Source organism: Saccharothrix ecbatanensis, assembly GCF_014205015.1.
GTDB lineage: Bacteria > Actinomycetota > Actinomycetes > Mycobacteriales > Pseudonocardiaceae > Actinosynnema > Actinosynnema ecbatanense.
Window position 1 is genome coordinate 6,118,240 of record NZ_JACHMO010000001.1, and the last position, 19,980, is coordinate 6,138,219.

The window sequence follows — 19,980 nt, forward strand, 5'->3', positions numbered from 1 at the left end:
ACGATCGAACGCACCCCCAATGAGGTGGGACGAGGTGGAGCACATATGCATGAAGAGGCCCGACCCGACGCGGCGCTGGTAGGTCTGGAGAACGTGCCGCACACCGGTGAGGCCATCGGCGCCGACGGTCTGCTGGTGGAGCCGCAGGCAGAGGACTTCCGGTCGGCCAAGCTCGTGCCGCGCGAACGCGACTGGTTCAAGGGCGCGGTGTTCTACGAGGTGCTGGTGCGCGCGTTCAGCGACTCCAACGGCGACGGCACCGGCGACCTGCGCGGTCTCGCGTCCCGGCTGGACTACCTGGAGTGGCTCGGCGTCGACTGCCTGTGGCTGCCGCCCTTCTACGCGTCGCCGCTGCGTGACGGCGGGTACGACATCTCCGACTTCCGCGCGGTGCTGCCGGAGTTCGGCTCGGTCGACGACTTCGTCTACCTGCTGGACGAGGCGCACCGCCGCGGCATCCGGGTGATCACGGACCTGGTGCTCAACCACACGAGCGACGCCCACCCGTGGTTCCAGCAGTCGCGGACCGACCCGGACGGCCCGTACGGCGACTACTACGTGTGGAGCGACGACGACCAGCGCTACGCGGACGCGCGGATCATCTTCGTCGACACGGAGTCCTCGAACTGGACGTACGACCCGGTGCGCGGCCAGTTCTACTGGCACCGGTTCTTCTCCCACCAGCCCGACCTGAACTTCGAGAACCCGCACGTGCAGGAAGCCATGCTGGACACCCTCCGGTTCTGGCTGGACCTGGGCATCGACGGGTTCCGGCTGGACGCCGTGCCGTACCTGTTCGAGCAGGAGGGCACGAACTGCGAGAACCTCCCGCGCACGCACGACTTCCTCAAGCGCTGCCGCAAGGTCGTCGACGACGAGTACCCCGGTCGGGTGCTCCTCGCCGAGGCGAACCAGTGGCCGTCGGACGTGGTGGAGTACTTCGGCAACCCCGAGGTCGGCGGCGACGAGTGCCACATGGCGTTCCACTTCCCGCTGATGCCGCGCATCTTCATGGCGGTCCGGCGCGAGTCGCGGTTCCCGATCTCGGAGATCCTGGCGCAGACGCCGCAGATCCCGGACGGCTGCCAGTGGGGCATCTTCCTGCGCAACCACGACGAGCTGACGCTCGAAATGGTGACCGACGAAGAACGCGACTACATGTACACCGAGTACGCCAAGGACCCGCGGATGAAGGCCAACATCGGCATCAGACGCCGACTGGCCCCGCTGCTGGAGAACGACCGCAACCAGCAGGAGCTGTTCACCGCGATGCTGCTGTCGCTGCCCGGCTCGCCCGTCCTCTACTACGGTGACGAGATCGGCATGGGCGACAACATCTGGCTGGGCGACCGCGACGCGGTGCGGACGCCCATGCAGTGGACCCCGGACCGCAACGCGGGCTTCTCCAGCTGCGACCCGGGCCGGATCTACCTACCGGTGATCATGGACCCGGTGTACGGCTACCAGGCGCTCAACGTCGAGGCCCAGCTGAACAACCAGTCGTCGCTGCTGCACTGGACCCGGCGGATGATCGAGGTGCGCAAGCAGCACCGCGCGTTCGCCGACGGCGACTTCACCGACCTCGGCGGCTCCAACCCGAGCGTGCTGGGCTACCGGCGGCGGTGGCGGCGGCCCGACGACCGCGAGGACGTCGTGCTGTGCGTGAACAACCTGTCGCGGTTCCCGCAGCCGGTCGAGCTGGACCTGTCGGAGCACCGCGGCAGCAGGCCCGTCGAGCTGACCGGCGGGGTGGTCTTCCCCACCGTGGGCGACCTGCCCTACCTGCTCACCCTGCCCGGTCACGGCTTCTACTGGTTCCAGCTCGTGGAAGCCGGCGACGACAGCGAGGCGAGGTGAGGGACGTGACCGAACCGCACGATCTGGTCGACAAGGTGATGACCGAGCTGCCCGAGTGGCTGCCGGCGCAGCGGTGGTTCGGCGGCAAGGACCGGCCGGTCACCTCTATCCGTCCACTTCGGACGTCCGTGCTGCGTGCCGAGGAGCCGGTGCTGGTGCACCTCGTGGTCGAGGTGGAGCAGCCCGACCGCAAGGAGCCGTACCAGCTGCTGGTCACCGACCACGTGGAGAACTACGACGCGACGGCCGTGCCGGAGCTGACCGGCGCGCTGCTCGACCTGATCGCCGAGGGTGGCGAGGTCGAGGGCCTGAAGTTCGAGCACGAGCCGGACGTGGAGATCACCACGGGGCTGCGCGGTCGGCCGATCACGTCCGAGCAGTCGAACACGTCGATCGTGTTCGGCAGCCAGTACATCCTCAAGCTGTTCCGCAAGCTCACCTACGGCGACAACCCCGACCTGGTGCTGCACCGCGCGCTGCACCAGGTCGGCTGCGAGCACATCGCCCAGCCGCTCGGGTCGATCACCGGCCGGCTCGACGGCCACACCACCACGGTCGGCATGCTCCAGCAGTTCATGCCCGACGCCGTGGACGGCTGGGCGATGGCCACCACGAGCGTCCGCGACCTGATGGCCGAGGGCGATCTGCACGCGGACGAGGTGGGCGGCGATTTCGCCGGTGAGGCCCATCGGCTCGGGCAGGCAGTGGCGACCGTGCACGGGGATCTGGAGCGCGCGCTCGGCATCGAGCACGCGGACGCGGCGGACATCGACCGGACCGTGCGGGCGATGACGTCGCGGCTGGACGAGGTGGTCGGGGCGGTGCCGGAGCTGCGGCCGTACGTGCCCGCGCTGCGGGAGGCGTTCGAGCAGGCCAGGGACACCCCGGACGCGGTCGTCACCCAGCACATCCACGGCGACCTGCACCTCGGCCAGGTGCTGCGCACCGTGCAGGGGTGGCTGCTGATCGACTTCGAGGGCGAGCCCGGGTCGCCCATCGCCGAGCGCACCGCGCTGCGCTCGCCATTGCGCGACGTGGCGGGGATGCTGCGATCCTTCGACTACGCGGCGCACCAGCTGCTCGTGGGTCAGCCGGAAGACCACCAGCTGACCGTGCGGGCGTTGGAGTGGTCGCGGCGCAACCGCGCGGCGTTCACCGAGGGCTACGCGGAGGCGGCGGCCTCGTCCGTCGGCGACCCGCGCAAGAGCGGCCACCTGCTGCGGGCGTTCGAGCTGGACAAGGCCGTGTACGAGGTCGCCTACGAGCACGCGAACAGGCCGGAGTGGTTGACGGTGCCGTTGTCGTCGATCGCACGGATCACTGGAGAGGGAGCGGTGCAGTCATGATCTCGCCCGAGGACGTCGACCGACTGCTGGCCGGGGCGCACCACGACCCGCACTCGGTGCTCGGCGTGCACCACGTCCCCGAGGGCGTGGTCGCGCGGGCGCTGCGTCCGGGCGCGTCCGCGGTGGCCGTGATGGCGGGTGACAAGCGCTTCGAGCTGGACCGGGTCACCGACGGGTTGTTCGCGGGCGAGCTGCCCGAGCACCCCGGCGACTACCGCCTGGACGTCGAGTACGGCGGCACGGTCGTGGAGGTGGACGACCCGTACCGGTGGCTGCCCACCGTCGGCGAGCTGGACCTGCACCTGATCGGCGAGGGTCGGCACGAGCGGCTGTGGGACGTCCTGGGCGCGCGGGTGCGCACCTACGACACGCCGAACGGCACCGTCTCGGGCGTCTCGTTCGCCGTCTGGGCCCCGACGGCGCGCGGTGTGCGGGTGTGCGGCGACTTCGACGGCTGGGACGGCCGGGCCAACCCGATGAGGTCGCTCGGCTCGTCCGGCGTGTGGGAGATCTTCATCCCCGGCATCCCGGCGGGCACCAAGTACAAGTTCCGGATCCTCGGCCGCGACGGCGTGTGGCACGAGAAGGCCGACCCGATGGCGTTCGCCACCGAGAGGCCGCCGGCCACGGCTTCCGTCGTCACCCAGTCGACCTTCGAGTGGGGCGACGCGGAGTGGGAGGCCAAGCGCGACGCCACGCAGTGGATCGACGCGCCGGTGTCCGTGTACGAGGTGCACCTCGGCTCCTGGAAGCCTGGCCTGGGGTATCGCGAGCTGGCCACCGAGCTGGCGGACTACGTGGTGGACGCCGGTTTCACGCACATCGAGCTGATGCCGGTGGCCGAGCACCCGTTCGGCGGGTCGTGGGGCTACCAGGTGACGTCGTACTACGCGCCGACGTCCCGGTTCGGGTCACCGGACGACTTCCGGTTCTTCGTCGACACGCTGCACCAGCGCGGCATCGGCGTGATCATCGACTGGGTCCCCGCCCACTTCCCGCGCGACGCGTGGGCGCTGGCGAAGTTCGACGGCTCCGCCCTGTACGAGCACGAGGACCCGCGCCGGGGCGAGCACCCCGACTGGGGCACGCTGGTGTTCGACTTCGGGCGCAACGAGGTGCGGAACTTCCTGGTCGCGAACGCCCTGTACTGGATCGAGGAGTTCCACATCGACGGCCTGCGGGTCGACGCGGTGGCCTCGATGCTGTACCTGGACTACTCGCGCGAGGAAGGCCAGTGGCTGCCGAACCAGTACGGCGGCCGGGAGAACCTGGACGCGGTCCGGTTCCTCCAGGAGCTGAACGCCACCGTGTACAAGCGCCACCCCGGTGTGGTGATGGCGGCGGAGGAGTCGACGGCGTGGCCGGGCGTCTCGCGGCCGACGCACCTGGGCGGGCTCGGGTTCGGGTTCAAGTGGAACATGGGGTGGATGCACGACTCGCTGCACTACCTGTCGCGCGAGCCCATCCACCGGTCGTACCACCACAACGAGATCACGTTCTCGCTGGTGTACGCGTGGAGCGAGAACTTCGTGCTGCCGCTGTCGCACGACGAGGTCGTGCACGGCAAGGGGTCGTTGTGGCAGCGGATGCCGGGTGACGACTGGAACAAGGCGGCCGGGCTGCGGTCGCTGCTGGCGTTCATGTGGGCGCACCCCGGCAAGCAGCTGCTGTTCATGGGTGGCGAGTTCGGGCAGCGGGACGAGTGGTCGGAGGGCCGGTCGCTGGACTGGCACCTGCTGGAGTCACCGCTGCACGCGGGGCTGCTCGGGCTGGTCTCGGACCTGAACCGGGTCTACAAGGCGTCGCCGGCGCTGTACAGCGCGGACAACAAGCCGGAGGGGTTCTCGTGGATCGACGCGAACGACTCGGCGGGGAACGTGCTGAGCTTCCTGCGGGTCGGCGAGGACGGTTCGGTGATCGCGTGCGTGGCGAACTTCGCCGGCATGCCGCACCACGACTACCGGATCGGCCTGCCGCTGGCCGGGCGGTGGCGTGAGGTGGTGAACACCGACTCGGAGGTGTACGGCGGGTCCGGGGTCGGGAACCTCGGCGGGGTGGTGGCGGAGGAGGAGCCGTGGCACGGGCGACCGGCTTCGGCGGTGCTCCAACTGCCGCCGGCGGGCGTGGTCTACCTGATGCCCGAGGGGTTCTGAACTGCTGGCGGGTTGCTGAGTGTCCGTGAGCGAATGCGTGTTTGTGTGAGGGTTCGATTCGACATCCCGGCATGGGAGTCGTACGCGTGTTCGATACGATGGGCTGTATGGGTGGCGGGGTGGTGATCCATGCGTACCGGTTCGTCCTGGATCCGAGCCCGGGTCAGGACGACGCGCTGCGGTCGCACTGCGGTGGGCGACGCTACGCCTTCAACTGGGGCTTGGCGCGGGTGAAGGCGAACCTGGGGCAGCGGGAGGCCGAGAAGTCCTACGGCATCCCCGCCGACCGGCTCACGCCGTCGGTGTCGTGGTCGGCCTACAGCCTGCGCAAGGACTGGAACCGCGCCAAGGACGCGGTCGCGCCGTGGTGGGCCGAGAACTCGAAGGAAGCCTATTCTTCCGGCCTGGCCAACCTCGCGACCGCGCTGGGCGACTGGGCCGACTCCCGGAGCGGGAAGCGGCGTGGCCCACGGGTTGGGTTCCCGGGATTCAAGGGCAAGCGGTCCGGGTTGTCGTGTCGGTTCACCACCGGCGCGTTCGGCCTGATCGACGGCGACCGGCGGCACGTGAAGCTGCCCCGCATCGGCGCGGTCCGCACCCATGAGTCCACCCGCAAGCTCGCCCGGCACGTGGAGCGCGGCGCCGCCCGCATCCGCTCGGCCACCGTGTCGCACCGGGCCGGCCGGTGGTTCGTGTCGTTCTCCGTGGAGATCGCCCGCGACGACCCCGCACCCACGCGGCCCGACTCGGCAGTGGGTGTCGACCTGGGAGTCAAGTCCCTGGCGGTGCTGTCGACCGGCGAGACCGTCCCGAACCCCCGCCACCTTGAGACCGCCCGGCGGGACCTGCGCCGCCTGCAACGCCAAGCCGCCCGTCGCGTCGGTCCGGACAAGCGCACCCGACGGCAGCCATCGCAGCGATGGCGCACGACCCAGGCGCGCATCGCGCGGCTGCACACCGCCGTGGCGAACGCGCGCCGCGACGGGCTGCACAAGCTCTCGACCCGCCTGGTCCGCACCCACGGCACGGTCGTGCTGGAAGACCTCAACGTGTCCGGCATGACGAAGAACCGCCGGCTGGCCCGGCATGTCGCCGGGGTCGGCATGGCCGAACTCCGCCGTCAGATCGAGTACAAGGCGGCATGGTCGGGCGTGCGCGTGCACCTCGCCGACCGCTGGTATCCCAGCTCCAAGACGTGTTCGGGTTGTGGCGCGGTGAAAGCCAAGCTTCGCCTGTCCGAACGCACCTTCCGCTGCGACGCGTGCGGTCTGGTCCTGGACCGGGACCTCAATGCAGCACGCAACCTCGCCGCGCTCGCGCGACGCGAGACGTCCTCCCCGAGTTGCGGGGCGACGATAAACGAGCCCGCTGGAAACCCACGTCAGACCCGCGCCACGCGGGCAACGGGTACCGCCACGGGAAGACCCGCACCGACCGGTGCGGGCCAACGTCGACACGGCAACGTGTCGACTGCCTGAACACGCTGGACTCACGTTCACTCACACTTCAGGTAACGGACCGACTGATCGATCCGGTAGTGGCGGTGCCCGCCGTGCGATCCTTGATCGGTGACAGGCGAAGTGTGGGCGGTCGGCGAGGCTTACGAGGCGTACGTCGGGCGCTGGAGCCGTTCCGTGGCGGGGCTGTTCCTGGACTGGCTGAAGGTGCCGGAGGGCCGGCGCTGGCTGGACGTGGGGTGCGGCACCGGGGCGTTGACGGCCGCCGTGCTGCGGGTCGAGGAGCCGGCGGAGGTGGTCGGCGTCGACCCGTCCGACGGGTTCCTGGCCACGGCGCGGGACCGGGTGACGGACCGGCGGGCGAGCTTCCGGGCCGGTGACGCGCGGTCGCTGCCGTTCGCCGACGACGAGTTCGACGCGGTGGTCGGTGGTCTGTCGCTCAACTTCGTGCCGGATCCGGGTCGGGCCGTGGCCGAGTTCGCCCGCGTCACCGCGCCTGGTGGCGTCGTGGCGGCGTACGTGTGGGACTACGCCGAGGGCATGGCGATCACGCGGTACTTCTGGGACGCGGCCACCTACCTCGACCCCGCCGCGAACGACCTGGACGAGGGCCGGCGGTTCCCGCTGTGCCGACCGGAGCCGTTGCAGGAGCTGTGGGCCGGGGCGGGCCTGGGTGCGGTGGAGGTGCGGGCGCTGGTCGTGCCGACCGTGTTCGCCGACTTCGACGACTACTGGCGTCCGTTCCTGGGCGGCCAGGGCCCGGCCCCCTCGTACACCGCGTCCCTGCCGGAGGACCGCCGCCGAGCGCTCCGCGAACTCCTCCGCACCCGCCTGCCCACCAAACCCGACGGCTCCATCCCCCTCACCGCCCGCGCCTGGGCAGTCCGAGGCACCACCTCGGGGTGAGGTCAGCGCCCGGCGAACCAGGCGTCCCGGCAAGCCTCCTGTTCGGCGACCGTGCCGATCAGGCCGGCCGGGTCGGCCTGACCGCCCGGGATGTCGGCGAACGTGTCCACCAGGTCTTCGTCCGTCGCCGTCGGCCCGCCAGGGCGCAGCACGTACACCTTCAACCCGCCGCCCATGTCCCGCGCCATGCCGCTCGGCCAGGTGTCGCGCCGCGCCCCCTGCACCACGACCGCCCAGCCCTCCGGTTCCAGTTGACGCCGCAGCCGGACCAGCGCCTCGAACGCGTCGGGGCCGGTGGCGGTGAACCGGTCCCGATCGGGCGCCAGTTCCACCCGGTAGGTCGGCCGCGGCCCGTCGTAGCCGTCCAGCCACACCCGCAGCGGCACCCGTTTCCGCACGTCGGCACGCACCACGAGCACTTCACGATCGACCAGGGGCCTGGGGTGGACGTCATTCACCCCACCATCCAAACGGATGACGACGCTCGCTGACAGGACATTTCCGGCCTCGCTGCCAAGCGGACCGCAGCAGGGGCCACGGGCAGGCACAATGGACCGATGCGGCGCGCATCGGCTCGGCTGGTCCTGCTGGCGACAACCCTGCTGCTGGTCACCACCGCGTGCACCCAACTGGTCCCGGGCAGGCCGACGGCGGGCGAGTCCGTCACCAGGGGCACGGTCGACCCGAGCTTCATCCGGGGCACCGACGGCGGCCCCATCGACCAGCTCGCGGCGACCGCCCTCACGGACATCGACGCGTTCTGGGAAGAAGCCTTCCCGCAGACGTTCGCCAAGCAGTGGAAACCGCTGGAAGGCGGCATCTACTCGGTCGACACCACGGATTCGTCCGCCAAGCCGCCGCCGTGCACCGAGAAGGCATCCGACGTCGAGGGCAACGCCTTCTACTGCCCCAGCGCCGACGCCATCGCCTGGGACCGCGCCGCGCTGCTGCCCGTCCTCAAGGACAGCTACGGCGACGCCGCCGTGGTGATCGTGCTGGCCCACGAGATGGGCCACGCCGTGCAGAACCGGATGGGCATCACCCCGGAGGCCGAGCGCCGCCAACCGCAGCGGTTCCCCACGATCCTCACCGAGGCGATGGCCGACTGCTTCGCGGGCGCGTTCGTGAAGTGGGTGAACGACGGCAAGTCCGAGCACCTGGACATCGGCTCCGACACGTTGGACTCGGCGCTCGGCGCGCTGATCACGTTCCGCGACCCGGTCGGCACGTCCGCCAACGACCAGTCCGCGCACGGCAACGCGTTCGACCGGGTGTCCGCGTTCCAGGACGGCTACCAGCAGGGCGTCAAGTTCTGCGCGGCCATGACGGTGGAGAACCGGGCGTTCACCCAGGAGGCGTTCACCACCGCCGACGACCGCGAGCGGGGCGGCAACCTGCCGTTCGACGAGATGCTGGAGTTCATCACCCCTGACCTGAACGACTACTACGAGAGCTTGTCCACGCAGGCCGGCAAGACGTGGGCCGACCCGAAGGCCACCCCCACCGAGGAGGAGCCGGACTGCTCCGGCGACCAGGGCCCGGTGGCGTACTGCCCGGCGGACAAGGCGGTGGAGTTCGAGGTCAAGGCGGACCTCCCCGAGCTGCACGCCGAGATCGGCGACTACGCGACGGGCGTGCTGCTCGCCAGCCGGTACGCGTTGGCCGCGATGCAGGCCATGGGCGTCGAGCTGGAGGGCGAGGAAGCGGCGACCACGGCGTTGTGCCTGGCCGGCGCGTACACGCGGGAGGTGTTCGTCCGGCAGAAGGGGTTCGGGTTGTCGCCGGGCGACCTGGACGAGGCGGTCCGCGTGCTGCTCGCGTACGACTACGCGGCACGGGACGCGACGGGCTCGGCGGCGCTCGATCCCGGGTTCAAGCGGGTCGACGTGTTCCGCGGCGGCGTCATGGAGGGAACGAAAGCCTGCGGTTTGGCGTAGCCGCGCGGGCCGGCCAAGTAGGGTTCGCACTCGGATCGGCACGGACCTGGGATGGGGCTTGGGCATGGCTCGACGGGCTTGGGTAGCTGCGACGCTCGTCGCCGCGTTGGTGTCGACCGGGTGCACCCAGGTCGTGAGCGGGGCGGGCCGGTCGGAGCGGCCGGACGTCACCAAGGTCGCCGGGTTGGACATCACCACCGGTGAAAGCGGCGCGAAGCCGGGGGTGGCGGACGCCGACCTCCAGGTGGAGGGTGGCGACGGCGGCGAGATGGACCGGCTCGCGATCAACACGCTGGCCGACGTCGAGGAGTACTGGGCCGAGCAGCTGCCCGCGCGGTTCAACAAGGAGTTCCAGCCGGTGAAGCGGCTGGTGTCGTACGACTCCAACGGCGAGGGCGTGGAGATCTGCCGCACCAACACGGCGGGTGTGGCGAACGCGTTCTACTGCTCGCTGGACGACTCGATCGCGTGGGACCGCGGTGAGCTGCTGCCGATGCTGGACGACGCGTTCGGGCCGATGTCGGTGGTGACCGTGCTGGCGCACGAGATGGGTCACGCGATCCAGTACAAGCTCGGTGAGATCGGCGGGATCAACCAGGCCACGCCGTCGATCATCAAGGAGCAGCAGGCCGACTGCTACGCGGGCAACTTCTTCCGGTGGGTGGCGGAGGGCAAGTCCAAGCACTTCCGGATCTCGACCGGGCCCGGGTTGAACCAGGTGCTGGCGACGATGTTCTTCATCCGGGACGCGGCGGGGACGTCGGCCGAGAAGCAGGGCGCGCACGGCAGCGCGTTCGACCGGGTGGCGGCGTTCCAGTTCGGGTTCGCCGGTGATCCGACGCGGTGCGCGCAGATCGACGAAGCGGAGATCAAGGCGCGGATCACGCAGCAGAAGTTCGACTCGCAGGACCAGGACAAGGGGCTGGGCAAGGGCAACCTGAAGGTGGACGACCAGAAGTCGCTGGACCTGCTTGAGGAGTCTTTGCAGAAGGCGTTCAACCAGTCGGGCGCGACGCCGCCGTCGTTGACCGATTCCGCGTCGGACTGCCCGGACGTCTCCGAGACGTCGCCCGCGTCGTACTGCCCGGCGACGAACTCGATCTCGATCGACCTGCCGGACCTGGTGAAGATCGGGACGCCGCCGAAGCGCGGGCAGAAGGGCGGCATCGGCGACTTCGCCGCGTTCGCCGAGGTGGCGTCGCGGTACGCGTTGTCGATCCAGAAGGCGACCGGGTACGAGTTGGAGGGGCCGGCGGCGGGGTTGCGCACGGCTTGTCTGACCGGGGCTTGGGCCGGGGCCACGAACCAGAACGGCGTGCGGCTGCGGTTGTCGTCCGGTGACCTGGACGAGGCGGTGGCCGAGTTGCTGGCCGACAAGAGCCTGATCGCCGCCGACGTGAACGGGACCGTCGTCCCGTCCGGCTTCGCCCGCGTGGAGGCGTTCCGGGACGGCTTCTACCAGGGCTCGGGTCTCTGCACCCGCAAGTACTCGGGCTGACCGCGCGGGAATTGTCGGTCCCTGCCGGCAGGATTAAGAACAGGGGTCCCCCTGGGCGGAGGACCCCTGCGAAGCAAACAGTGTGAACGAACCCGGTTCGAAGCGGACCGGTGCGCTGCGGGTTGGTCAGTACAGAGCGCTGGCGAGGTTGCGGCGGGCCTTGGTCACGCGTTCGTCGTCCGGCGGGAACAGTTCGAACAGGTTCACGAGGTGTTCGCGGACCTTGTCGCGGTCCTCGCCGTAAACCCGGCGCACCGTGTCGATCAGGCGCTTGAACGCCTTCTCCACGTCGTTCGTCGCCAACTCCAGATCGGCGGCGGCCAACTGGGCGTCCAGGTCGTCCGGGTTCCCGTCGGCCTTCGCGATCGCGTCCGACGGCACGGCCTCGGCCCGCGCGGTGAACCGGACCTGTGCCAGCGCGGCCTTGGCCTCGGCGTTCGCCGGTTCGGCCGCCAGGATGGCCTCGTACGCGGCCTCGGCGGCGGCGAAGTCGCCCTGCTCGAACGCTTCCTCGGCAGCCGTGAAACGCGCGTCCTCCGGCTCGGCCATCGGCTCGTCATCGCCGACGGGCGACGCGCCGCGGTTCGCTTCCGCCGCCTTGATGCCGGGCAGTCGGTCACGCAGGGCGTCCAGCAGGCGGTCGATCCACTGGCCGAACTCCGCCTCCGGCAGCGGGCCGGCGAACGCGTCGATGGGCTGACCGCCGGCGATCGCCACGACGGTCGGCACCGACTGCACGCCGAACACCTGGCCGATCCGCGGGTTCGCGTCCAGGTCGACCCTGGCCAGCAGCCAGGTGCCGCCGCCCGCCCTGGCGGCGCGTTCGAGCACGGGTGAGAGCTGGCCCGCCTCGGGGCTCCACGTCGCGGTCAGCTCGACCACGACCGGCACTTCCAGGGAGCGCTCGACAACCGACTGGAACGTCGCCTCGGTGACGTCCAGCACCCACGGGCTCGGACCGGCGTCCGAACCTCCGGCCCCGCCCGGCGGCGGGGGTGGGGTGGCGGCGCGCTGCCTCGCGGCGTCGGCACGGGCCTTCAGCGCGCCGAGGTCGACCGCCCCGGACAACGCGGCGGACATTGCGGCGGTCTTTCGGGGGTCTGGCCTTGTCACGCTCTCCATCCTGGCACGAGACCGACCGCGGGACGCGCGCGGCTAGCCGGGGAGTTGCGCGACCGGGTCGATCGCCATCGGGTTCGTCCGCATGGCCTCGTTCAGGTGCCCCAACCGGCGGGCGATCGGGGTCATCAGGTCGACGAACCGGGCGGCGCCGGGCTCACCCAGGACGTCCCACGGACGGGCGGCGGCCTCGTCGGTACGACGTTCGACGTCCTCGCGGAGCGCCCGACCGGCCGACGTGAGCCCGCCGTCGAACAGACCTCGCCCGGTGAGCGACGCTTCGGCTTCCCGCCACTCCTCCTCCGACCAGCCCCGCGCCACACGCATGTAGGCGGGATCGAGGCCCTTGTCCGCGCTGAACAGCACCAACGTCTCGCACGGGTTCAGGTCAGCGGCCACCAAAGCGGCGATGTGGCCGTCACCCCTCGACTCGCGCAACGTCGTGCACGCCTGCCACAACGCGAGGTGGGGTTCGTCGGGAACGGGCAGCGCGCGGTTCGCCGCGGCGAGCACCCGACCCGCGATCGGCGCCGCTTCAGCCGCCTGTCCGGCCAGGTCGGCGGCCTCGGCCACGTCCAGGCTCTCCAACATCCGGCGCAACGCCCGGTCGACGCCTTCCAGCCGTGCCTCGACGAACCTGGCGGGCTCGGCGACCCCCCACGCGTCGGGCAGCGCGCGGGCCACCATGCGCGGGTGGAAGCTGAAGAACGCGGCGGTGACGATCTCCGGCGGCACGGCGCCGAGCGGTGCCGCGCGCTGGGCGAAGTAGCCCATCCAGCCGCCCTTGCAGCCCAGCGCGTCGGTCACCGCCCGCGACTCCGGCGAGAAGTACGTCACGTCGTGGTAGGTCTCGAAGCGCAACCACAGGTCCCGGGGCGTCATGCCCGGCAACTTACCGACGCGTCACGCCTCGCCGGCGAGGTGACGTTCGACCCGCTCCACCTTGGCCGTCAGCTGGCACGTGAAGCCGGGCCGGATGTCGGCCTTGAGCACCAGGCTCACCCTCGGAGCGGTGGCCTGCACAGCCTCCGTCGCCTTCTTCACCACCGCCATCACCTCGTCCCACTCGCCCTCGACCAGCGTGAACATGGCGTTGGTCTCGTTGGGCAGGCCGGACTCCCGGACCACCCGCACGGCCTCGGCGACGGCCGCGGCCACCCCGTCGGACTCCCCGCCGAGCGGGCTGACGCTGAACGCGACGAGCACTGCTGCCTCCTGCGTGTCGGTACCCACTGGTAGCTTCGCCGCATGACGTCGCAGCCGTTGCCGTTCGACCCCATCGCGCGCGCCGCCGAGCTGTGGGAGAAGCGGATCGGCCCGTCGACGGCGATGGCCGCGGTCACCAGCGTCATGCGAGTACAGCAGATCATCCAGTCCGCGGTGGACGCCGCCCTCAAGCCGCACGGGCTGACGTTCGCGCGGTTCGAGGCGCTGGTGCTGTTGACGTTCGCCCGCACGGGCAGCCTGCCGATGCGGGTCATGGGCGAGCGCCTCCAGCTGCACCCGACGAGCGTCACGAACATCGTGGACCGGTTGGAGGCGGACGGGCTGGTGCGCCGCAACCCGCACCCGACCGACCGGCGCACCACGCTGGTGGAGATCACCGAGGCGGGGCACAGCAGGCGTGAGGCCGCCACCGAGGCCGTGACGAGCGTCGACTTCGGGTTGCGCGGGCTGACCGACCGGCAGACCGAGCAGCTGACCGACCTGCTGGCGAAGGTCCGCCGCGCGGTGGGCGACTTCGAGGACTGAGGTAATCCGTTCGACACGCGTCGGGGGTGCCGTCACCCTGCACTCGTGCGGGAGATCAGGGCTCTGGTGACGGTCGGCGGTCGGTACGTGGGCGAGGCCGAGCCGTTCACCGTCGACAGCCCGTGGTGGAGCGACGTGCGTCCGGTGACCGAGCACTTGGACCGGGTGCTGGGCGTGACGACGAGCGTGTTGCGGCTGGTCGGCACAACATCTGGTGGTGCGCGTGACGGCGTGGTGACGTACCAGGTGGAGGCCGACCGCGTGCCGGACGGCTTGTCCTCGACCGGACGTCACGAGTTCCCCGATCACCCGTTGCGGTTGCCTTGGGCGCGTCCGGGTGGTCCCGCGGAATTGGTCGAGTGGGCGAGGCGGCACGTCGACGTGACCGGGTCGCCCGTGCAGGTGAAGACGTGGAACCTGTCGTGCCTGTACCGGCTGCCGACGGCGTCCGGTGCGGTGTGGGCCAAGGCGACGCCGCCGTTCATGGCGGACGAGGCCGCGGTGATCCGGCTGGTGGCGTCGGTCGACCCGTCGTTGGCGCCCGAGTTGATCGCGTCGGAGCCCGGTCGGGTGCTGTTGGGCGAGGCGTCCGGGGTGGACTGCTGGCAGCCGGACGACGAGGTGATCGAGCGGATCGTGCCGCGGTGGGTCGGTGTGCAGGCGGCAGTGGCCGGTGCGCCGAGGTTGCGGGTGCGCGGCGTGCCGGTGCCCGGTTTCGGGTTGCCGGACACGGTGCTGCACGGCGATTTCCACCCCGGCAACTGGCGGTCCGGCGGGGTCGTGCTCGACTGGGGTGACGCGCACTGGGGCCACCCGGCGTTGGACGCGGCGCGGTTGATCGGGTTCGTGGCGCCGGAGGTGCGTCCGGCGGTCGAACGGGCTTGGGTCGACGCGTGGTTGAGCCACTACCCGTCGAGCGACCCGGCGAGTGCGCTGCGGCACGCGCGGCCGGCGTCACACCTCGTGGGCGCGTTGGTGTACCAGGAGTTCCTGGACAACATCGAGCCGAGCGAACGCGTGTACCACCTCGGTGACCCGGAGGCGGAGTTGGCGCGCGCCCAGGCGTTCGCGGTCTGAGCCCCAGTCGTTGAGGGTCTCAGTCGCCGGCGCTCTCAGTCGCCGGCGGTCTCAGTCGCCGGCGGTCTCAGTCGCCGGTGCTCTCAGTCGCCCGCGGTCTGCGCCTCGGCCAGCCGCCCGGTCTTGTTGGCCCAGCGCTCGAACACCACGGTGCCGAACGGCGGGATGCTCGCGAGCAGGCCGAAGATCAGCGTCCGGCGGTCCCAGCGCTGCGCCAGCATCAGCGTGACGAGGATGTAGCCGACGAAGATCACACCGTGCACCGGGCCGAAGATCTTCACGCCGATCTCGTTCCCGACCACGACGTACTTGAAGAACATGCCGATCAGCAGACCGGCCCACGACACCGCCTCTGCCATGGCGAGGAGCCGGAACCGACCAACAGCGCTGCTAAACATGGCTCCCATTGTGGCCAGTGACCGCCCTCACCAGCCCTCCACCCCCCCGTGAGTCCTACGTTCACGTCCCGTGAACGTAGGACTCACGGGTGGGTCAGTCTTCCCAGCGGAAGAGGCGGACGGCCAGGAAGCCGACCACGAGGGTGAAGCCGATCAGGACGGCGGACGGGACCAGGAGGGCTTCGACGCCCTTGCCCCGGACCAGGACGTCCAGCATGCCGTCGTTCATGTGCCGCAACGGGAACACGTTGGAGACGGCCTGGAGCCAGCCTGGCGCGTTCTCCACCGGGAAGAACGTGCCGGACAGGAACGCCATCGGCAGGATGATGATGTTCGCCGCGCCGGACGCCGCCTCCTCCGTCTTGCAGAACGCCCCGACGAGCATGCCGATCGCGAAGAACGCCGTGGTGCCCAGCACCAGCAACGGCAGCGCCAGGTACCACTGGCCGGTCAGCTTGAGCCCGAACAGGGGCAGCATCGCGACCGCGACGAACACGATCCCCTGCGCCACCGCCGTGCCCACGCTCACCAGCACGCGGGACGAGAGGACCGTCATCGCGCTCACCGGAGCCAGCCGGATCCGCCGCAGCACCTGCTTCTTCCGCCACGACACCATGGTCAGCGCCGCGCCGAACACACCCGAGATCGAGATCGCCCACGACAGGATGCCGGGCGTCAGGTACTGGATCGGCTTGAGCGACGCGTCCTCGACCGGCTTGGCCTCCAGCGTGAACTTGGGCGTGACCTGCGCCGCACCGAGGTTGATCTTGTCGACCACGCCGGACACGATGCCGATCACGGTGCCCGCCGCGACCTGGTCGCTGGCCGCGAACGTCACGTCGACCCGGTCGCCGTTCACCACCACGGCCGCGGGCAGGTCGCCGTCGTTCACCTTCTGCCGCGCGGTCGCCTCGTCCCCGTACTTCTCCAGCTCCAACGCGCCGGTCTGCTCCAACGCCGACAGCACCGGCCCGTCACCGACGGCCGCGATCTTCGTCTTGTCGCTGCCCGCGTCGCTGAACAGCAGGCCGAACACGACCAGGAACATCAACGGGAACAGGAAGACGAAGAACAACGTCATCTTGTCCCGCAGGAAACCCTTGATCATGGCGGCCGACAGGCTCTTGAAGGCGGTCATGCGCGGTACTCCCGTCCGGTCAGGTCGAGGAACACGTCCTCCAACGTGGCCGTGCGCACCTGGAGCCCGTCCAAGGTGCCGCGTTCGGCGAGCGCCGACAGGACCGGCGCGGGCTTGCGGGTGGAAATGGTCAACGAGACCTCGTCCTCGTGCGCGTCCTCGACGCCGGTGATGCCGCGGGCCGCCTCACGCGTGAGCACGCCCTTCTGCAACACGACGTGCGTCGGCGCGTTCAGGCCCCGGACCAGCGTCGCGGGCGCGTCCATGGCCAGGATCCGGCCCCGGTCCATGATCGCCACCCGGTCGCACAGGATCTCGGCCTCGTCCAGGTAGTGCGTGGTGTAGACGATGGTCTTGCCCCTCGCCTGGATCGCCCGCAGCACGTCCCACAGGTTGCGCCGGGCCTGCGGGTCGAGCGCCGCGGTCGGCTCGTCCAGAAAGACGATGTCCGGGTCGTGCACCAACGCGCACGCGATCGACAACCGCTGCCGCTGGCCCCCGGACAGCTTGTTCTCCTGCACGTTCGCCTTGTCGGTCAAGCCGACCAGTTCCAGCATGTCGTCGGCCGTCTGCCTGCTCACCCCGTACAGCGACCCGAACGTCTGCAACTGCTCCCGCGCGGTCAGCTTCTCGAAGAAGCTGGACGCCTGGAGCTGCACGCCGATCCTCGGCAGCAGCTTCGCGTTGCGCGGCCACGGCTCCTCGCCCAGCAGCGTCACCTGCCCGGCGTCCGCCTTGCGCAGCCCCTCGACGATCTCCAGCGTGGTGGTCTTGCCCGCCCCGTTCGGCCCCAGGATGCCGAAGAACTCCCCCTCGGCGACGGTGAACGAAACCCCGTCTACCGCCTTCAGCTCGCCGTAGCTCTTTCTGATGTCCGCAACCACGACGGCCGGTATGCGTGCCCCTGTCATGGCTGGACGGTAATCCGCGCCGTGAGCCGGTTGTGACCGATCCATAGGTTCACGACATAAGTGAACGTCGATCGAGACTTTCGAACGACGGTGTGGTGGCTGTCCGCGCGGAACCGGCTACGAGGGGTGCTCACCTGTGCAGGGCGAGGGTGGCGTGGAACCGGGACCGGTGGCCCACGTCGCCTCCTCCGGGTCCTCCGTGAGGCCGAAGTCGAGCCGTTCGCCCTGCTTGAGCCGGCCGTAGTTCAGGTACGCCTTGTCCCGTGGCGCGGCGCCTACCCGCAAAGACCGCACGTACTGGAGCTTGGACGAGTCCGCGCCGGCGGCGGTGATGGTGATGTCACGGCCGTTCTCCAGGTGGATCACCGCCTGGCTGAACCTCGGCGCGTTCAGCACGAACTCCCCCGTGCCAGGCATCACCGGGTACATGCCCAGCGCGCTGAACACGTACCACGCGGACATCTGGCCCAGGTCGTCGTTGCCCGTCACGCCGTTCGGCGCGTCCACGAACAACGTCTGCGCCGCCCGCACCACGGCCGACGTCTTCCACGGCTGCCCCACGAGCGCGTACATCCACGGCACGTGCAGGTCCGGCTCATTGTTCGGGTTATATCGATACTGGTTGTAGTAGTTATATGGCCCGACGACCCACTTCTCCCGGACCGTCTTCGCCGGGTCGGCCACCAGGTCGGGGTAGGCGAAGAAGTCGTCCAGCCGGGCGAGGGACGCGTCCTTCCCGCCCTGCCGTTCCACCAGCCCGGCCACGTCCTGCTGCGCCAGCCACTGGTACTGCCACGCCGTGCCCTCGTGGAACCCGTCCTGGCCCTGCGGGGTGAACGGGGTCAGCCACTCGCCATTGGCCAGCTTCGGCCGGGGGAACCCGGTGAAGCCGCGGTCGGACACCGTGCCGTCCCACAGCACCCGGTAGTTCAGCCCACGCCCGCGCAGTGCCGCCGCGTCGTCGGCGTGGCCCAGTTCAGCGGCCATGATCGACAGCGAGCAGTCCGCCAACGCGTACTCCAACGTCGCCGAAGCGCCGTGGTGCGGGTCGACGTCCTGCCCCTTCTTCGGGAAGTTCTTGTCGTACTGCACGAATCCATTCGCCAGGTACGAAGGGTTGCCCACCCGACCCTCGAACGGCGACGACGCCGGCGGCACGGAGGTCGCGTTCTGCCACAACGCCCGGTACGCCTGCTCCTCCAACCCCTCCAGCGCACCGAACCGCCACAGGTCCACCAGGAACGGGGTGACGGGATCGCCCGTCATGGTGTTGGTCTCCTGGTTGGCGTACGCCCACCGGGGCAGCCACCCGCCCTGCTCGTGGATCGCCAGCACGGACCGGGCGATGTCCTTCGCACGCGCGGGCCTCAGCAGCGCCAGCAACTGGTTCTGGGCGCGGTAGGTGTCCCAGAGCGAGAAGTACTCGTAATACGTCCAGCCGTCCGCGTGGTGCACCTGGTTGTCGAACCCGCGGTACCGGCCGTCCACGTCGTTGCCCGTCAACGGCTGCAACAGCACGTGGTAGAGCGCGGTGTAGAAGACCGTGCGGTCCGTCCCTGCAGCGGAGACCTCGACGCTCGACAGCTCCCGTCGCCACGCGTCCTGCGCCGCGGCACGCAACGCGTCGAACGACTTGCCCTTGGACTCGCCGAGGTTCTTCGTCGCGCCTTCCGCGTCCACGTGCGAGATCGCGGTGGCCGCGGTGACCGGGCCGTCGTCGAACGTCACCCACTGGCCGCGCAGCCCCGAACCGCCGTCCGCGCCACCCCAGTTGCCGGTCGCCTCGAACGGCCGGTCGAACGTCGTGGTGAAGTACGTCGTGTAAGCCTTGCCGCCGCAGAACGCCTGCGACACCACGGTTCCCGCCAACGTCCGGTCGTCCACCACCCGGATCGAACTGGCGAACACGGGCTCCTTGTCGTTCGCCTGACCGACGTTCACCAGCACGTGCGGCGTCACACCCGCGGGGAACGTGAACCGCTCCACCCCCGAACGGGTCGTCGCCGTCGTCTCCACCGTGATGCCGGACGCCAGCCGCACGCGGTAGTAGCCGGGCTTGCCGACCTCGCCGTCGTGCGTGTACCTGGCGCCGTAAGAGCGGTGGTCGAAGCTGCGCGGCAGACCCGTGGTCGGCAGGATCGACACCAGCCCGCCCTGCTCGTAGCAGCCCGCGCCGGACAGGAAGAAGTGCCCGAACCCGCGGATCACCGGGTCGTCGTAGCGGTAACCGGCGTAGTGCGAGCCGATCGGGCTGGAGTGCGCCATGCCGAACGGCATCGACGCGCCGGGGAACGTGTTCCCGTCGTCCTTGGTACCGATGAACGTGTTCACCGACTCGACGGGATCAGGACTGGCTGCCGTTGCCGTCACGGGACTCACCATAACCGCCACCACCAGGGCCGACAGGATCACACGGAACACGGTCTCTCCC

The 19,980-nt window shown here is 70.0% G+C and carries 17 protein-coding genes; 9 read left to right on the top strand and 8 right to left on the bottom strand.

What is annotated here, in order from left to right; translation table 11 throughout:
* Positions 1–45 precede the first annotated feature (45 nt).
* The 5 genes from treS (at position 46) to F4560_RS26060 (ending at position 7,719) form a co-directional block, all read left to right on the top strand.
* On the top strand, positions 46–1,857 hold the full coding sequence (gene treS, locus F4560_RS26040; RefSeq protein WP_184924105.1) for a maltose alpha-D-glucosyltransferase: 1,812 nt from the start codon (positions 46–48) through the stop codon (positions 1,855–1,857).
* Between the two features lie 5 nt (positions 1,858–1,862).
* Positions 1,863–3,203: a maltokinase N-terminal cap-like domain-containing protein gene (locus F4560_RS26045; RefSeq protein WP_312869480.1), complete on the top strand. Its 1,341-nt coding sequence runs from the start codon at positions 1,863–1,865 to the stop codon at positions 3,201–3,203.
* A complete protein-coding gene (gene glgB / locus F4560_RS26050; protein ID WP_184924107.1) occupies positions 3,200–5,356 on the top strand; it encodes a 1,4-alpha-glucan branching protein GlgB in 2,157 nt (718 codons plus the stop codon). The genes F4560_RS26045 and glgB overlap by 4 nt, the downstream gene beginning before the upstream one ends.
* Positions 5,357–5,463: 107 nt before the next feature.
* A complete protein-coding gene (gene tnpB, locus F4560_RS26055) occupies positions 5,464–6,834 on the top strand; it encodes an IS607 family element RNA-guided endonuclease TnpB (RefSeq protein WP_184924110.1) in 1,371 nt (456 codons plus the stop codon).
* Between the two features lie 90 nt (positions 6,835–6,924).
* On the top strand, positions 6,925–7,719 hold the full coding sequence (locus F4560_RS26060) for a class I SAM-dependent methyltransferase (protein ID WP_312869481.1): 795 nt from the start codon (positions 6,925–6,927) through the stop codon (positions 7,717–7,719).
* Between the two features lie 2 nt (positions 7,720–7,721).
* On the opposite strand, the gene F4560_RS26065 is transcribed toward F4560_RS26060, so the two are convergent.
* On the bottom strand, positions 7,722–8,177 hold the full coding sequence (locus F4560_RS26065; RefSeq protein ID WP_184924112.1) for a hypothetical protein: 456 nt from the start codon (positions 8,175–8,177) through the stop codon (positions 7,722–7,724).
* 99 nt (positions 8,178–8,276) lie between these two features.
* Between F4560_RS26065 and F4560_RS26070 the strand changes: the two genes are divergently transcribed.
* Together F4560_RS26070 and F4560_RS26075 are read left to right on the top strand one after the other, a co-directional pair.
* Complete coding sequence (locus F4560_RS26070) at positions 8,277–9,656, top strand: neutral zinc metallopeptidase (RefSeq protein WP_184924114.1); 1,380 nt, start codon at positions 8,277–8,279, stop codon at positions 9,654–9,656.
* Between the two features lie 64 nt (positions 9,657–9,720).
* Positions 9,721–11,154, top strand: coding sequence for a neutral zinc metallopeptidase (locus tag F4560_RS26075; protein ID WP_184924116.1), 1,434 nt, complete (start codon positions 9,721–9,723; stop codon positions 11,152–11,154).
* Positions 11,155–11,280: 126 nt separating this feature from the next.
* Here the strand turns inward: F4560_RS26075 and F4560_RS26080 are convergent, their stop codons facing one another.
* The 3 genes from F4560_RS26080 to F4560_RS26090 are packed head-to-tail and all read right to left on the bottom strand — an operon-like array spanning position 11,281 to position 13,479.
* Positions 11,281–12,267: a tetratricopeptide repeat protein gene (locus F4560_RS26080; protein WP_376775345.1), complete on the bottom strand. Its 987-nt coding sequence runs from the start codon at positions 12,265–12,267 to the stop codon at positions 11,281–11,283.
* A gap of 42 nt (positions 12,268–12,309) precedes the next feature.
* Positions 12,310–13,155 (bottom strand): SCO6745 family protein, encoded by an 846-nt coding sequence (locus tag F4560_RS26085; RefSeq protein ID WP_184924118.1) that lies wholly within the window; start codon positions 13,153–13,155, stop codon positions 12,310–12,312.
* 21 nt (positions 13,156–13,176) lie between these two features.
* A complete protein-coding gene (locus F4560_RS26090; RefSeq protein ID WP_184929396.1) occupies positions 13,177–13,479 on the bottom strand; it encodes an MTH1187 family thiamine-binding protein in 303 nt (100 codons plus the stop codon).
* A gap of 42 nt (positions 13,480–13,521) precedes the next feature.
* Between F4560_RS26090 and F4560_RS26095 the strand changes: the two genes are divergently transcribed.
* Both F4560_RS26095 and F4560_RS46285 read left to right on the top strand, forming a co-directional pair.
* Positions 13,522–14,025, top strand: a complete 504-nt coding sequence (locus tag F4560_RS26095) for a MarR family winged helix-turn-helix transcriptional regulator (protein ID WP_033437496.1) — start codon at positions 13,522–13,524, stop codon at positions 14,023–14,025.
* Between the two features lie 45 nt (positions 14,026–14,070).
* Positions 14,071–15,102 carry a phosphotransferase gene (locus F4560_RS46285; RefSeq protein ID WP_221483647.1) on the top strand — a complete coding sequence of 344 codons (1,032 nt, stop codon included), beginning with the start codon at positions 14,071–14,073 and terminating at the stop codon, positions 15,100–15,102.
* Between the two features lie 83 nt (positions 15,103–15,185).
* Here F4560_RS46285 and F4560_RS26105 read toward each other — a convergent pair whose 3' ends face one another.
* The 4 genes from F4560_RS26105 to F4560_RS26120 form a co-directional block, all read right to left on the bottom strand.
* Positions 15,186–15,500, bottom strand: a complete 315-nt coding sequence (locus F4560_RS26105) for a DUF3817 domain-containing protein (protein ID WP_184924120.1) — start codon at positions 15,498–15,500, stop codon at positions 15,186–15,188.
* 94 nt (positions 15,501–15,594) lie between these two features.
* Complete coding sequence (locus F4560_RS26110) at positions 15,595–16,638, bottom strand: ABC transporter permease (RefSeq protein ID WP_184924122.1); 1,044 nt, start codon at positions 16,636–16,638, stop codon at positions 15,595–15,597.
* On the bottom strand, positions 16,635–17,549 hold the full coding sequence (locus tag F4560_RS26115; RefSeq protein WP_184924124.1) for an ABC transporter ATP-binding protein: 915 nt from the start codon (positions 17,547–17,549) through the stop codon (positions 16,635–16,637). Before F4560_RS26115 ends, F4560_RS26110 begins: the two co-directional genes overlap by 4 nt.
* 117 nt (positions 17,550–17,666) lie before the next feature.
* Positions 17,667–19,931 carry a GH92 family glycosyl hydrolase gene (locus F4560_RS26120; protein ID WP_221484681.1) on the bottom strand — a complete coding sequence of 755 codons (2,265 nt, stop codon included), beginning with the start codon at positions 19,929–19,931 and terminating at the stop codon, positions 17,667–17,669.
* Positions 19,932–19,980 lie beyond the last annotated feature (49 nt).